This window comes from Microseira wollei NIES-4236, from assembly GCF_020521235.1.
GTDB lineage: Bacteria > Cyanobacteriota > Cyanobacteriia > Cyanobacteriales > Aerosakkonemataceae > Microseira > Microseira wollei.
This window is the reverse complement of the sequence record NZ_BLAY01000035.1, coordinates 33,607-48,416: the sequence shown is the minus strand read 5'-3', so window position 1 is coordinate 48,416 and position 14,810 is coordinate 33,607. Positions and strand designations below refer to the sequence as shown.

General features: G+C 46.4%; 12 protein-coding genes. 5 read left to right on the top strand and 7 right to left on the bottom strand.

Translation table 11 applies throughout. The annotated features are described in order from the left end of the window. Nucleotides 1–4: 4 nt before the first annotated feature. From MiSe_RS13555 to MiSe_RS13545, 3 genes are read left to right on the top strand one after another with little or no spacing between them, the layout of a single operon-like run. A complete protein-coding gene (locus MiSe_RS13555; protein ID WP_226580102.1) occupies nucleotides 5–2,320 on the top strand; it encodes a CHASE2 domain-containing protein in 2,316 nt (771 codons plus the stop codon). Continuing rightward, a complete protein-coding gene (locus MiSe_RS13550) occupies nucleotides 2,295–3,029 on the top strand; it encodes a DUF928 domain-containing protein (protein WP_226580099.1) in 735 nt (244 codons plus the stop codon). Before MiSe_RS13555 ends, MiSe_RS13550 begins: the two co-directional genes overlap by 26 nt. Nucleotides 3,030–3,051: 22 nt before the next feature. Further along, on the top strand, nucleotides 3,052–6,192 hold the full coding sequence (locus tag MiSe_RS13545; protein WP_226580096.1) for a CHAT domain-containing protein: 3,141 nt from the start codon (nucleotides 3,052–3,054) through the stop codon (nucleotides 6,190–6,192). A gap of 363 nt (nucleotides 6,193–6,555) precedes the next feature. Here the strand turns inward: MiSe_RS13545 and MiSe_RS13540 are convergent, their stop codons facing one another. The 3 genes from MiSe_RS13540 to MiSe_RS13530 are packed head-to-tail and all read right to left on the bottom strand — an operon-like array spanning nucleotide 6,556 to nucleotide 7,639. After that, nucleotides 6,556–7,008 (bottom strand): ferredoxin, encoded by a 453-nt coding sequence (locus MiSe_RS13540; RefSeq protein WP_226580093.1) that lies wholly within the window; start codon nucleotides 7,006–7,008, stop codon nucleotides 6,556–6,558. Next, the gene (locus tag MiSe_RS13535) at nucleotides 7,008–7,394 is read right to left on the bottom strand and encodes a DUF1257 domain-containing protein (protein ID WP_226580091.1); all 387 of its coding nucleotides are present in this window, start codon (nucleotides 7,392–7,394) and stop codon (nucleotides 7,008–7,010) included. Before MiSe_RS13535 ends, MiSe_RS13540 begins: the two co-directional genes overlap by 1 nt. Before the next feature lie 35 nt (nucleotides 7,395–7,429). After that, the gene (locus MiSe_RS13530) at nucleotides 7,430–7,639 is read right to left on the bottom strand and encodes a DUF2997 domain-containing protein (protein ID WP_226580089.1); all 210 of its coding nucleotides are present in this window, start codon (nucleotides 7,637–7,639) and stop codon (nucleotides 7,430–7,432) included. 328 nt (nucleotides 7,640–7,967) lie between these two features. Here MiSe_RS13530 and bioU point away from each other — a divergent pair, with 328 nt between their 5' ends. Then, the gene (gene bioU / locus MiSe_RS13525) at nucleotides 7,968–8,987 is read left to right on the top strand and encodes a (S)-8-amino-7-oxononanoate synthase BioU (protein ID WP_226580087.1); all 1,020 of its coding nucleotides are present in this window, start codon (nucleotides 7,968–7,970) and stop codon (nucleotides 8,985–8,987) included. A 95-nt stretch (nucleotides 8,988–9,082) separates the two neighbouring features. Here the strand turns inward: bioU and MiSe_RS13520 are convergent, their stop codons facing one another. Together MiSe_RS13520 and MiSe_RS13515 are read right to left on the bottom strand one after the other, a co-directional pair. Next, nucleotides 9,083–9,670 carry a hypothetical protein gene (locus MiSe_RS13520; RefSeq protein WP_226580085.1) on the bottom strand — a complete coding sequence of 196 codons (588 nt, stop codon included), beginning with the start codon at nucleotides 9,668–9,670 and terminating at the stop codon, nucleotides 9,083–9,085. Nucleotides 9,671–9,738: 68 nt separating this feature from the next. Then, on the bottom strand, nucleotides 9,739–10,980 hold the full coding sequence (locus tag MiSe_RS13515) for a type II secretion system F family protein (protein WP_226580082.1): 1,242 nt from the start codon (nucleotides 10,978–10,980) through the stop codon (nucleotides 9,739–9,741). An 85-nt stretch (nucleotides 10,981–11,065) separates the two neighbouring features. Here MiSe_RS13515 and MiSe_RS13510 point away from each other — a divergent pair, with 85 nt between their 5' ends. Next, nucleotides 11,066–11,377 (top strand): hypothetical protein, encoded by a 312-nt coding sequence (locus tag MiSe_RS13510; RefSeq protein WP_226580080.1) that lies wholly within the window; start codon nucleotides 11,066–11,068, stop codon nucleotides 11,375–11,377. Here the strand turns inward: MiSe_RS13510 and MiSe_RS13505 are convergent. Both MiSe_RS13505 and MiSe_RS13500 read right to left on the bottom strand, forming a co-directional pair. After that, complete coding sequence (locus MiSe_RS13505; protein ID WP_307731388.1) at nucleotides 11,374–12,483, bottom strand: type IV pilus twitching motility protein PilT; 1,110 nt, start codon at nucleotides 12,481–12,483, stop codon at nucleotides 11,374–11,376. The genes MiSe_RS13510 and MiSe_RS13505 overlap by 4 nt on opposite strands. Nucleotides 12,484–12,812: 329 nt before the next feature. Continuing rightward, nucleotides 12,813–14,801: a GspE/PulE family protein gene (locus MiSe_RS13500; RefSeq protein WP_226580077.1), complete on the bottom strand. Its 1,989-nt coding sequence runs from the start codon at nucleotides 14,799–14,801 to the stop codon at nucleotides 12,813–12,815. Nucleotides 14,802–14,810: the final 9 nt, after the last annotated feature.

Genomic DNA, 14,810 nt, shown 5'->3' with positions numbered 1-14,810 from the left:
AACTATGTCTATATACTGTATTAATCCTAGCTGTCCCCAACGTCAAAACCCAGACGATGACCTCTATTTAGAAAGGTGTCAAACCTGTGACACGCCATTGCGAATACAGGAGCGATACTTACTCAGTAAACTTCTGTCTGAACCAAATGCAAATGCTGAAGTATTTGATCTAATAGACTTGAAATTTGAATTAGATCGACCGAAAGTATTAAAAGTACTGAAAGACCCTCATCCTTCAGTGGAACTGTTTAAGCGAGAAGCTGTAATATTGAAGTTTTTAAGTTACAAGTATCCGCATCTTGGTATTCCCAAGGTTGAAAATGACGGATACTTTTTATTTCAGCATCATGATGGTTTAAATGAATTGAAGCTGCACTGCTTATTGATGGAAAAAGTAGAAGGAATTAACTTAGAACAGTGGTTACAAGCCAATCAAATATTATCTGAACAAATTGCCCTTGATTGGCTGAAACAATTAGTAAAAACTTTAGCAAAACTGCATAAAAAAGAACTCGTGCATAGGGATATTAAGCCATCCAACATCATGTTGAAACCAGACGAGTGTCTGGTGTTAATCGACTTTGGTTCGGTGGCAGTGCAGGAGACTGCTAGCACGCAAATTGGTACAAACGGCTACACGGCACCAGAACAATATCAAGGTCAAGCCGTTCGCCAATCCGACTTCTATTCTTTAGGGCGTACATTTGTGCATTTACTTACGGGCACACCTCCCCTGGAATTTTCTCAAGATAATCAAACGCATAAGTTGCGCTGGAGAGAAAATATATATTTGACGCCGACCTGGCGGCATATATTCATAAACTCTGCCATCAACGCCCTAGAGTCATTGCCAGAAAATAATTGGATAAATTGGGCGATACAGCAGTTGTATAACTTGGCATTACGACTTGAAAATAGCCCAAATAATCTTCCCCAAATATCAGCGCCACTGGCAGATTTAATTGATGACTTGATGGCATACTTGCCGAAAGATCGTCCTCAGAATGCCCAAGAGATTTTGCATCGATTAGAAGATGTGGAATTTCCCTACCGCCGCACACTTCGTACAGGAGCGTTGGTTTTGCTAACCAGCATGGTTATAACCCTTCTAGTGATAGGAATAAGGCAGGTAGGGTTGCTACAGGCATGGGAACTGAAAGCTTACGATACATTAATGCAGTTGCGTCCTGCCGAACAGCCAGATCCGCGAATTTTACTGGTTGAAATTAACGAGTCGCATCTTAATCAATATGGCAATCCGATACCAGATGGCATCTTTGCTCAAATGTTAGACAAGCTAGAACAGTATAAACCGCGAGTAATTGGCTTAGATATTTATCGCGATCGCCCGGAGGAACCCGGTAGTGCAGCTTTGGCTAGCCACTTCCAACGCGATAACAACCTGATTGCTGTATGCAACGTTCCAGAAGCTAACAACCCCAACAAACCAGGTATTAAATCTCCGCGTCAAGTCCCAAACAACCGCATTGGTTTTACTGATTTGGTAGTAGATCCCGATGAAGTTCTCCGTCGCCATCTTTTATTTATGCCTTTGGTTCCCAACTCCCCTTGCCTTACGAAATTTTCCTTCAGCAGTCAAATAGCACTTCATTATTTAGCAGCCACTCATCGCATCCAACAGAAAACAACTCCCGAACAAGAATTCCAGCTAAGAGACATAATTTTTAAACCATTAGCTGCTAATACAGGTGTATACCAAAGCTTGCCGGGAAAGCGGGTAGGATACCAAATACTGCTGAATTATCGAGCATCTAAAACGATCGCCCAGCAGGTTACCCTCACAGATATTTTGCAAGATAAGATTAACCCTGCTTGGGTGAAAGACCGCATCGTTCTGATCGGTGGCACTGCCCCTACTACTGATGATAATTTTTACACTCCCTACAGTAGCGGTCAATGGCCTTACCAAAAAGCACCAGGAGTAGTCATTCAAGCACACAAGGTAAGTCAAATTATTAGTGCTGTTTTGGATAAACGCCCGCTGTTGCAAGTTTGGTCGCAACGGTTGGAAGTAATCTGGATTTGGGGTTGGTCTGTTGTGGGAGGTTTATTGGTTTGGCGATCGCATTCCCTGTTAAACTTAGCAATAGCTAGCATCATGACAGCTGGCGTTTTATCAGGGGTTTGTTTTATCCTGCTAATGCAGGGTAGCTGGGTGCCATTGGTGCCATCAGCATTGGCTTTCATCGCTACAGCTGGGATAGTGCTAGTTTGCCAACGTATCAATCCCGGCGATATCCGCCGACTTTTCCACTCATATGTTTTGGAAAAAGTTGCTCTTTGGACAAATCGCACTTGATTTGTTCCTACTTTGGGTATTAGTTAGCTTAGCAACGCCTGCTTTGTCGGAAACCTCAACAGAGACAACAAGCAAGCATCCACCATCGTTGTCTCTAGACTATAAACCCCCAACTGGCGGAAATCCCCCTAGTCCACGCCGAGACGGCGGAAGGCGTCCTGGACTTCCAGCTGTAGATAAACCGCTAACAGCCTTAGTGCCTGAATATGACGATGCATTGACCATCTCCCAGCATCCCACATTTTGGATTTACGTGCCTTATTCGTCAGAAATGCAACATACCGCAGAGGTTATCCTGTGGGATGAAGATGAAGATGTCGTTTATGAAACCACATTTCAGCTAACAGGTACGCCAGGAATTGTTAGCTTCCGCCTGCCAGAAACCGCACCCCAATTAGCGATTGAGAATACCTACAGATGTGACTTCTCTTTTATTGGCGGTGATGGAATAGGTTCCGCTACCGTCTGGTCGCACGTTATGCGGGTAGCGCTGGAAGATGACTTGAGAATTCAAATAGAAAAAGCCGCAACACCACGGGAGTGCATCTTTATTTATGCGATTAATGGTGTGTGGCACGAAGCCCTAACTGAGTTAGCAGAACTGCGTCGTAACGCTCCAACAGATGAGGAATTACTTGCTGATTGGGAAGTGCTTTTGTCTGCTCCGGGTATTAGCTTGGATGATATCGTTTCAGAACCAATTGTTTAGTAATGCATAGGTGGAGCGAGCCATGTTAGATAAAATAATTCGCGACATTTCTATTACTACGTCAACTAATTTGGTGACAGCGATCGGTAATTTTGGAAAGTTTGTATCTACGATTGTGTCTGATTCAGAAACATCCTCAAGTTCAGAGGAATTTTCTGACCCTCGCCAACAGGAAGCTAAGCAACTGTTAGAAGATGGAATTGTCAAACTTGAGAATAATCACTTTAGAGCGGCTTCACAGTCTTTAGAAGCTGCCTTAGAGATTTATCGGGAAATAGGCGATCGCGCTGGAGAAACAAAGAGCAGTATGTATATTATGCTCGTTTCTTTGTATGTGGAAGAACCTCGCAAACAACTGGAAAATATCTGGTCTATTATTTGCTTGTTTCCGGATATTAGTAGTCTGCTTTTGAAAGAAGGTCATCACTTTTTTACAGAACTATCGCGGATCATGCCTCAACTAGAAAAGTCTGAAAATGAAATTTTTCAACTAATGCAACAAGGAAAAGAGCAACTAAATTTAAGTAAATTTATAGACGCCTTAAAAATCTTTGAACAAGGACTCAACATCTCTTTAGACATTAACCATCCTATGTGGATAGCGATAAGTTTCAACAATATTGGAGAAATTTATCGTCACCAAGGTCAGTATTTATTAGCGAAATATAACTTCTATCAAGCTCGAGAAAGTAGTGAAAAAATATCCAAGGATCGCCTTTTTTTTGAAGTAATGATTCAGAACAACATTGGTGCAATATCTTACTATTTAGGCGAATATTCCCAAGCGCAGAAGTTTTTGGAAGAAGCTTTAGCCATTCACAGACAAATCGACAACAAAGCTGGAGAAGCGCTGACCTTTACCAACCTTGGAGGACTTTATGATAGTCAGGGTGATTATTTCCGGGCGCTGGAGTTCCATCAGCAAGCTTTAGAGATTCACAGAGAACTGGGCGATCGCTTTGGGGAAGCAACCACCCTTAACAATATAGGAGTAGTTTACAACAATTTAGATGATTACGAGCGAGCGCTAGCCAACCAACAGCAAGCCTTGGATATTTTCCAAGAAATTGGCAATCCTGTGGGAAAAGGACGCAGCTTAATGAACATGGGGTTAGTTTACCAAAAACAAGGTAAGTATTCGCAAGCAATGGCGTTTTTAAAAAAAGCTGATACTATATTTCAGGAAATAGGCGATCGTGCCGCACAAGGGATGAACTTTAACAACTTGGGAGCGTTGCATAGTAATTTGGGACAGTATAACCCAGCCAAGGATAAGTTTAAGCAAGCTTTGTGTATTAATGAAAAAATTGGCGATCGCGCATGGATAGCAATCAGTTTTAATAACATCGGTCACGCTTATTTAATTCAAGGTCAGTATGACCAAGCACAAGATAATTTTCAGAAAGCTTTAGCTATTTTCCAAGAACTAGGCTACCGCAGTGGAGAAAGTGGAACTCTGAATAACCTGGGTATGGTTCTTTTAAATCAAGGCGAACATACTCAAGCATTAGATAAATTTCAACAAGCTTTAATTATTGCACAAGAAATTGGCAACAAATCTGGAGAAGCGAATCATCTCGCTAACATTGGCGGAGTTTACTACGCTCTAGGTGAATATCTTCAAGCCCTGCAATTCTATCAGCAATCTGCGGATATTTCTAAAGAAATTGGCGCTCGTTTGGAAGAGGGAATTTGCCTAACCAATATCGGTGCGGCTTTCTTTTTAGCTGGGAATCTCCCATTGGCAGAGCAAAATCTTCGCAAGGCTGTTGAAATTCTCAAACCCCTCCGCTCGAAATTGAGTGACATGGATAAAGTGTCGATTTTTCAAACACAACTCAGTTTTTATCGTGGTTTACAACAAGTTTTAGTTGCCCAAGGTAAAACCGATGAAGCGCTAGAAGTTGCTGAAGCAGGTCGCGCCAGAGCCTTTGTCGATTTATTAGCTGAAAGGTTAACCTCCCCATCCAAGACCGATATTCAACCGACTATCACTCTGGCAGAAATCAAACAAATTGCCAAAGAACAAAACGCCACGCTGGTTGAATATTCTCTCATGTATGACGACTTTCGGTTTCAAAGCAAACAACGCCAAGAATTAGAACTTTATATTTGGGTAATTAAACCCACAGGTGATATTACATTTTGCCACCAAAATCTACCCCCACAACCTGATTCTCTACCAGAATCCGGCTATACTTTTCTACAAAACCTGATTACCAACACGCGGAGATTCATGGGTGTGGAAGGTCGTGGTAGCGAAATGGCGTCATCTCGCGACATCCCAATCAAAAAATTAAAAAAACTCCATCACCTACTGATTGAACCAATTGCCGACCTGCTGCCAAATGACCCAAACGAACGCATAATTTTTATGCCCCAAAAAGAACTGTTTTTAGTTCCATTCGCAGCTCTTTTAGATAAAAATGGTAACTATTTAATCGAGAAACATACGATTCTCACTGCTCCAGCAATTCAGGTTTTGCAATTAACTCACCAGCAACAGCAGCGAGTTTCAGAGTCAGCGAACAACATCCTCGTTGTCGGCAATCCTAGCCCAATGCCGGAACCATTATCTGCTCTCCCTCATTCAGAACAGGAAGCGCTTAATATTGCACAAATGCATAACACTCAGCCCTTAATAGGAGACTGTGCTACCAAAGCAGCTATCTTACCGCAGCTAGAAAGAGCAAGATTAATTCATCTAGCAACCCACGGTATAGCAAAAGAAGATTCGCCTTTAGAGAGCGCGATCGCATTTGCTCCCTCAGTCGGAGATAATGGTTGGTTGACCGCTGAAGAAATTTTCCATCTTCAACTCAGCGCGGAATTAGTTGTCCTGAGCGCTTGCAGTACGGGCAAAGGTAAAATTACTGGGGATGGTGTGGTTGGATTATCGCGATCGCTGATTTCGGCGGGTGTTCCCAGCGTCATCGTATCTCTGTGGTCAGTGCATGACGCTTCCACAGCTTTTTTGATGACCGAGTTTTATCGCAACTTGCACCAGTTAAAACTCGACAAAGCTCAAGCCCTGCGAAGTGCTATGTTGACAACTATGCAAAAATATGCTAATCCTAAAAACTGGGCGGCATTTATTTTGATTGGAGAGTCAGGACTGATGCACGACAATCGTATAAACCGGGTTTCTTGCTGCAATCTCTAGTTGGCAAACCGGGTATTTTTCATAGAAACCTTATATATTTAATTGTGTTGTAGGGGCGGGTTTTACCAACAATTAAGTGGAACCACGAGATATCTCGTTAAACCCGCCCCCCCCGTGCGATGCCGAAGCAACCGGGCAGGATATGATATCAAGTCCGTTCGATTACCCATAATTAGGAGTAGGGGCACGGCATCATAGATATTTCGGGTAAATAGATAACGCTAATCATGTTCCCTACGCAACGACGCGGTGAGGTTTTATTATGGGTAATTCAACGGACATGATATGAGTCCTAAAAAAATAAAAGGACTGCCATCAGCAGCCCTAAATTTTTCTACACTACAACCAACAAACCCAGAACAACTAAGAACTTGGCTTGCGTTTTGCTCGCCTTTGACGGCGTTTAGCAGCAACCATAGCCGGGTCGATGGGGAATCCCGCCATCGGTATCACCTGATACTGACGCTCGTCCTCTAGTTTCTTCAGCTCGGTATAGTCTACCCAGTGGATGCAATCCACCGGACAGGTATCGATCGCTTCTTGAATCAGATCTTCAGAGTCGCCATCCTGACGAATCACGCGCGATCGCCCATAATCGGGTTCAATGAAAAAGGTGTTGCGGGCTACATGAGCGCAGTGCTTGCAGCCAATACAAGTCACCTCATCAACATAAACCCCTTTTTGGCGCAACGCGCCGCCCAATTCCGGTTCAAAACCCGAACGATCCGGAGCATCCCTCCAGATACCCCCTAATTCTGGTTCAAAACCCGAACGACCATCACCGTCATCCCCTTGCGAGGGAGAGAAATCGGTCATTAGCCCCTCCAGCGTTGCACCACGAGGCGGATAGAACCATCTTGATTTTGTTCTTGTTCCGTAACTTGGAAGCCTTGCTTAGCAGTTTCGCTCATCACCGTGTGGAAAGCATAACGCTGGGTCACCTTTTGCAGGAACCGATCCACCGACCAAGCTTGCTGCCAGAATTGTAAATCGGCAACCAGTTCGTACTCGCTGCCATTCCAGCTAAACCCAATATCATAGCCATTTTCTTGCTCGATGGCAACTTCGGCATTGCGGGTCTGACCCTGATAGCCTCGCACTTGATCGGGACCTGCTTTCCAGTCAATCCCCAGATCGGTCAAAGCAGCTTGCAGGGAGGTAAGGTTACGGATTTGAGTTTTGATTTGGCTAAAGTGTGACATAGTATCTCTTTAATCAATCGAACTGAACGCAGAAATTACCACTCGCTAAAAGTGGCTTGGGTCATCGCTGGTTGCACTTGATTTTGCTCCGCAGCGAAGTATTCGGAGGTAGTCTCCTGGTTAATCACTCGTCCGAGTTGCGCTTCAATCGCAGCAGTTACCTCGGCGCAGGAGCTACCAACAATGCCAGTCACTTTTTCTTGTACCCGACCATCCGGGTAAATGACAAACTCTAGTGTTTCCATGCTGTTGGCTGAACCCTAGGGACTCTACTTGATTTGGCAATAGCACAGGGCGTGCTATGGAAGATGCCGTTTGAGGTGGAGTTTGGCAGCAAGGTTACTTGCTGTCTTATTGTTAATTTTTCTCAATCTAGAGCGCTAGACACGAGATAAAACTTAACAAAGCTTATGAAAAGAGAGATTAGTTCTTCAGTTATTTGTCAGTTTCGCGTAACTTTCCTCAGCAGTCAAGGTATTTATGCCCTGAGTATTACGCGATACCTTTTGCATACCCCATGCACCCACCTACAGCAGGATAATAAAAGTCTGTCAAGAGCTAAGGGGATGCGCCATGAGTGCAGAGAATATGACTGGTTTGCTTGAGTCCAAGCCGATTCGCGTCGGAGTACTGGGCTTTGGTGGACTAGGACAAGCCGCCGCCCGGGTACTTGCGCCCAAACAACAGATGCTTTGGGTGGCGGCGGCAGACCAAAAAGGGTATGCCTATAACAGTGAGGGGTTAAATCCAGACGCCTGCATAGCCGCTTACCAATCTCAAGGTTCTGTGGGTTATTTAGATCCAGAGGGAACCAATAGCAGCCGCAGCATCCAGGATTTAATTGAAAAAGCGGTATCGGTAGAGGGGTATTTTTTGGCATTGCCAAACTTGCCCAACACATTTATGGCTGAGGTGGCGCGTCAGTTTATCGCATCGGGGTGGCGAGGGGTTTTGGTCGATGCGCTCAAGCGCACCAGCGCGATGCAGCAAATATTGGCATTAAAAAATGAATTACAGGCGGCGGGGATTACCTACATGACCGGGTGCGGTGCGACGCCGGGACTGTTAACGGCAGCAGCTGCTTTAGCCGCCCAAAGCTATGCTGAGATTCACAGCGTCAAGATAGAGTTTGGTGTCGGGATTGCCAATTGGGAGGCTTATCGAGCCACCATCCGCGAAGATATCGCCCATATGCCAGGTTACAACGTTGAGCGTGCTAGGGCGATGACGGATGGGGAAGTAGAAGCGATCTTAGACCAAACCAATGGTATTCTGAGCTTGGAGAATATGGAACATGCCGACGATATCATGCTCGAGTTAGCGGGGATTTGTCCGCGCGATCGCGTCACAGTAGGCGGCGTCGTCGATACCCGCAATCCCAAAAAACCCCTCAGCACCAACGTCAAGGTGACGGGTCGCACCTTTGAGGGCAAAATTTCTACCCATACCTTCACCCTGGGAGATGAAACCAGCATGGCAGCCAACGTCACAGGCCCAGCTTTTGGCTATCTCAAAGCGGGCGTATCGTTGCACCGACGGGGCATTTACGGTTTATTTACCGCAGCAGAAATCATGCCCCAGTTTGTCCGCTAAGCAATTTTAGATTGCAGATTTTAGATTGCAGATTTTAGATTAAAGGCTGGTTGGTAATTTCAATCTCAAATCCAAAATCTAAAATCTAAAATCTTTTATGCAGGTGGGCTTTCGGTAGACACAATTTCTGGAACTTCTTCCTCAACTACCGAGTTTAGGGTTTGAATCACAAACGGTAAGAAGGCTCCCTTTAATCCCCGCTTAATTCGCTCCGGTGTTTCATCGAAAACGACAAATAACGGATGGATATGCTCAGCTCCCTCACTCAGGATATGTTTGTAGCGGGGGGGCATGATCCACTCGTAACCTCTGTCTAGCCACACCTGCGTCTGACGCCAGCGACTAAGCAAGTCGGAAAAGTCTTCTTGGGGTCGATGAATAAAGACTAAAATTTCCACCCCCGTTTTAATTTTCCATTCTGGGTCGCACATCAAGATCGCCACATCGCAGGGTAAGCTAGTGGCTTCGTGTCCGGCAGTAACCACACCGCTATGCTTGGTCGATGGTGCAGTTTGCCGCAGGCGCACGATTGGTAGAGGAATGGTAATAATGCTCTCGTCAGGTCGGCGCAGACTGGGTATTAGCTCCAAGTAGGGGCGATGCTGCTTTAACAGCAAGAGCGCCCCTTGCTGGTTGCTATACTCTGCCAGTAACGCTTCGTAATGGGATGGTTTAATCGCCATTTTTCTGGTTGGGACTCCGATACTTCTATTGTATTCAGGCCACTCGCACTGACATAAATTTGTAACGACTAGCCCAAACCTTCAAATACCTTAAACATCGGTAGATACATCGACAGCAAAATCGCACCCACCATCACCGCGATTACTATCATCATCAGCGGTTCCAAGATACTTGTGAGTGATTTAACCGCTTGCTCGACTTCATCTTCGTAGAAATCGGCAACTTTCATCAGCATTTTGTCGATTTCTCCCGTTTCTTCGCCAATGCTGATCATTTGAATCGCCAGGATGGGAAATACATTTTCTCTTTGCAAGGCAATGCTGATCATGCCGCCGGTTTGAATTTCTTGGCGTGCCTTATCAATCGCATTGGCAATGACTTGGTTACCTGCCGTATCTCGCACAATTTCCAAACAACTTAGAATTGGCACGCCGGAACGGGTCAAGGTCCCAAAGGTGCGGCAGAAACGAGCCACAGCGGTTTTTTCCACAATATCCCCAAAAATCGGCGCTTTTAGGAAAAATTTATCCATTGTTAAGCGACCGGGCGGGGTTTTGTACCACTGCCTGTAGGCAAAGGCGGCCCCAAATAGACCAAAGATAAAAATTACTATGTTGTAATTTTTCTTTGGTTCCTCCAGGGTTGGGCCGCGCAAAAATTCACTGATACCTAACATGAACTTGGTAAATTCAGGCAGATCTAAGCCAATATCCTCAAAAATCTTCGCGAAGATTGGTAATAGTAAAGTTGTCATCCCGATAAAGATGATCACAGCCAAAGAGCCAACTGCCACTGGGTAGGACATGGCAGACTTGACCTGGTTTTGCAGTCTGGCTGCATCCTCGAGCAATTTTGCAATCCGGTTCAAGACTTCATCGAGAACCCCACCGACTTCCCCCGCTTCTACCATTGCAGTGTAGAGTTGATCGAAGCACTGAGGATGTTTACGCATTGCCTCAGCAAGGCTAATGCCCTCATTCACATCAGCGCTAATTGCCGTGAGAGCTTTTTTCATCTTCGGATTGCTGTTTTGCTCGGTTAATACACCCAAGGCTCTCACCAACGCCACGCCTGCATTAACCATTGCGGCAAATTGGCGCGAGAAAATAGCTTTATCCTTGACTGTCACGCTCGCCATTGCGGTCTGGAGGTCAAAGTCAAGGCTAAAACCTTTAGCTTCCTTGAGGTCGTTAACACTTGCATATTGCTCCCGCAGTCTGGAGCGCGCCTCTCTGAGGGATTCTGCGACAATCTTTTCTTTTTTAGTCTTTCCTTGAGCGTCTCGAACTTGGGCAACGAAGGTAGGCATAGCTGATACAGAAGATAAAAATTTGTTTCTGAAGCCACCCCTTCCCTTTAGGGAAGGGGGTTCTAACTCGCTTTCAACCTCTCCGGTGGCTCTCCCTATTTCTAGGTACAACATCCGTGAGTTTCAGTATCAGGAATTAAAACTTTTGTGGCGACTCGCTCTGACGGGAGGAAACTTTCCAAACGAAGAAGGAACAATTCCTCCTACTCGCAAGTTAATTGTTTGGGTCGCCTGTCTCCAAGCCGCCAACAGGAACGGTTCCGTACCCGACCATGCCATATTTGCCAGGTCTACTTGGAGCAGGTTGTTGTCAACAAATATTGCTAAAAAACTTAATTCTATTGCTGAAATTCCCTTGATTAGGGACTTTCAGCAATGGTGTCCGCTGCTGACTTAGTGAGCGCCCGCCCCTACTTTGGCTCCCGCCGGAGCCGAGCCGATCAGACGTTGCAATTCATCAGGTTTGGAGGACTTGCTCATCGCCGCTTCGTAACTGATCGTTCCAGATTTGTACAGCTTGGCTAGAGCCGATTCCATCGTCTGCATCCCCAAATTCGCCCCAGTTTGAATCGCCGAGTAAATTTGAGCCGTTTTACCTTCCCGGATCAGGTTGGAAATAGCTGGCGTCACCACCATGATTTCTTGCGACATCACCCGACCGTATTCCCCTGGTTTTGGATTTTTCTTGGGTACTAAGTTTTGGCTGAATACCGCCAACAGCGAGTTAGAAAGCATGGCTCGGATTTGGGGTTGTTGAATCGGGGGGAACACATCCAGCATCCGGTCAATCGTTTGTGCGGCGGAGTTAGTGTGCAGCGTTCCGAATACCAAGTGACCAGTTTCTGCGGCAGAAATCGCCAAACCAATCGTTTCCAAGTCCCGCATTTCCCCCACCAGAATCACGTCGGGGTCTTCCCGCAGCGCCGCCCTTAGAGCATTGGCGAAACTCTTGGTATCTTCACCCTTTTGCCGTTGGTGAACCAAGCTTTTAATGTTCGGGAAAACATATTCAATCGGGTCTTCCACTGTCAGAATGTGTTCGGCGCGCGTCCGGTTGATCAAGTCGATCATCGCCGCCATCGTGGTTGTTTTACCAGACCCGGTTTGTCCCGTCACCAGTACCATGCCGCGAGGTCTTTCAGTCATTTCCCGGACGACATCGGGCAATCCCAGCTGGTCGAAGTTAGGAATTTTAGACGCCAAAGCTCGCAAGCAAGCCGCCCAAGCGCCCCGTTCCCGGTAGACGTTCACCCGGAAGCGAGCCAATCCCTTAACCCCATAAGCGCAGTCTAGCTCCCAGTTTTGCTCCAAATCTTTGCGCTGGGAGTTATTTAACATGCTAAAAATTAATCGCTGACACTCTTCTGCCGTCAGCGGTTCATCAGTTGCGGGAGCCAGCTTACCGCTGACGCGGAAGTAGACCGGAGCGCCTGCTTGGATGTGCATGTCCGAGCCACCCCGCTCGATTAATTGCTCCATCAGGTCTTCAATCATCATTTCCATTGGCATAAAGCTGTCTCCTTGTCAAGTTTTTGATTAATAGATTGCACTTGGATGTTGGTTTTTTGTCAGAAGTAATTGGTAATTGCTAATTGCTAATTGCTAATTGGTGTTGGTATTAGGCGATTTTTTGCCGCTTACCTATTAGCCATTAGCCATTAGCCATTAGCCATTAGCCATTAGCCATTAACCATTAGCCATTAGCCATTAGCCATTAGCCATTAACCATTAGCCATTAACCATTAGCCATTAGCCATTAGCCATTAGCCATTAGCCATTAGCCATTAGCCATTACCAGTCTGCCCTTCGATGTAACTAGCAACTTGGGTTACTTACTCTTGGAAGCGAGGAGTCATGCAGTAGGGACACTCTAGCCACTCTTGCTGCAATCCGGCATCGCAAGTGCGACAGGTGAGGGCAGTTTTGCGTTTGGCTTTCAGTTCGGCTTCCAGACCCGAGTCGGTAAAGGTCACCCGCTCAACTTCTTCTAGAGTGGTACGACCCTCACGCACCAAGTTTAAGCTGTAGGCTAGCAAAGTTATCATGCCTTCTTCTACGGCTGCTTCCTTGATCCGTTCTGTCGGAGCGCCTTCGTTGATTAAAGTTTGCAGGCGTTCTGTATTTTTTAATACTTCATACACCCCAACGCGACCTTTGTAGCCAGCTGCGTTGCAGGTTTTGCAAAGGTTCTTGTTGTTAGATCTTTCCGCTGGAGGAATGGTATTTGCTTTGTATAAAGTGATATCGGCATCGCCGGAAGCAGTTAAACCAAACCTCGCCAGTTCTTCCCTTGTGGGCGTGTAGGGAATGCGACAGTCGGGGCAAACGCGGCGCATCAAGCGTTGAGCTAATACGCCCAGCAATGCGCCGGACACCATGAAAGGTTCCACGCCCATTTCGTCTAAACGAGCGATCGCACCTGCTGCGTCGTTGGTGTGGAGCGTCGTCAACACCAAGTGACCCGTTAGTGCCGCTTCAATTGCCGTTTTTGCCGTTTCTTTGTCTCGCGTTTCACCCACCAGAATCACGTCCGGGTCTTGTCGCAGAAACGCCCGCAGAATTTTGGCAAAATCTAGTCCTTTCTCCCGAATCACCTGACATTGGGTAATCCCGCCCAAGGTATATTCGATCGGGTCTTCCGCCGTGCTGATATTGACGCCCGGATCGTTTCTTTCTGCCAGAACTGAGTACAACGTGGTTGACTTACCAGAACCAGTTGGTCCCGTCACCAAAATCAGCCCGAAGGGACGGCTGGCCATTTCTCTGACCAACTTTAAGGATTCTTCATTGGTAATTAACTTATCCAATCCCAACTGGGTCGCCGAGTTATCCAAAATCCGCAGCACCACCTTTTCCCCGTAGCGACTGGGTAAGGTACTGACGCGGAAGTCCACTTTGCGACCTTCAAACATGCGGCGGATACGACCGTCTTGTGCTTGTCGCCGTTCGGCAATATCCAGTTGGGAAATTACTTTAAACCGGGCGGTCACTGCTGGAATAATCTGCTTGGGCAGGGGATCGAATGCTTGTTGCAGCACCCCATCTCTGCGGAAACGAATGCGCAAGAATTCTTCCTGCGGTTCGACGTGAATGTCGGAAGCTTTTTCTTGCAGCGCTTTGAGGAGGATTTTATTCACCAGGTTGATGATCGGAGCGTCATTTTCTCCACCTTGCCCCAACTCTCCTTCTTCTTCCGGCAGATCCCCCAGCTCCGGTACATCTAAATCCTGAATAATCCCGCTAACGTCTGTTTGCGCTGCTATTTCCTTTTTCTTTTCATTAGCGGTTAGCTCGTTCAGGTAGTCGTTAATCAATTGCTGATAATCGTCGATGGTAATAACCATCCGCTGTAACTCGATCCCTTGAGGCCGGAGAATCCGGTTCAAATCGTCCAGCGCTTGCAGGTTATCAGGGTTGACCATTGCCACCAAAACGCTTGGCGGCTGAGTTTCGTTTTTGGCTAGCGGTACTAAATTATACCTCCGACAGATATCAACAGGAATCAGCTTGTCAATCAGCTCGTTAACTTGCTCTGTCGGTATCTGATTAATTTCTGGATCTAGCGACTCAACCCCGTAGAGGACTTTGAGTTCAAACAGCTGCTGTTTCTTGTACTGACGCAACAACTCTGGCGGCAGCTGTCGTCCCGTGAGCGACTCCAGAACTTCCGTCAGCGGTCTCCCAGATTTGCGACTTTCAACGATCGCTTGATGCATCTGGTCAGGATTGACATAGCCAGACGCCACCACCTTATTGCCAAAGGGAGAGAAATTAAGGGCAATCAGACTCGTGGTGCGCCGGGGTGATGAGGATTGAGTCATAGCTGAAAC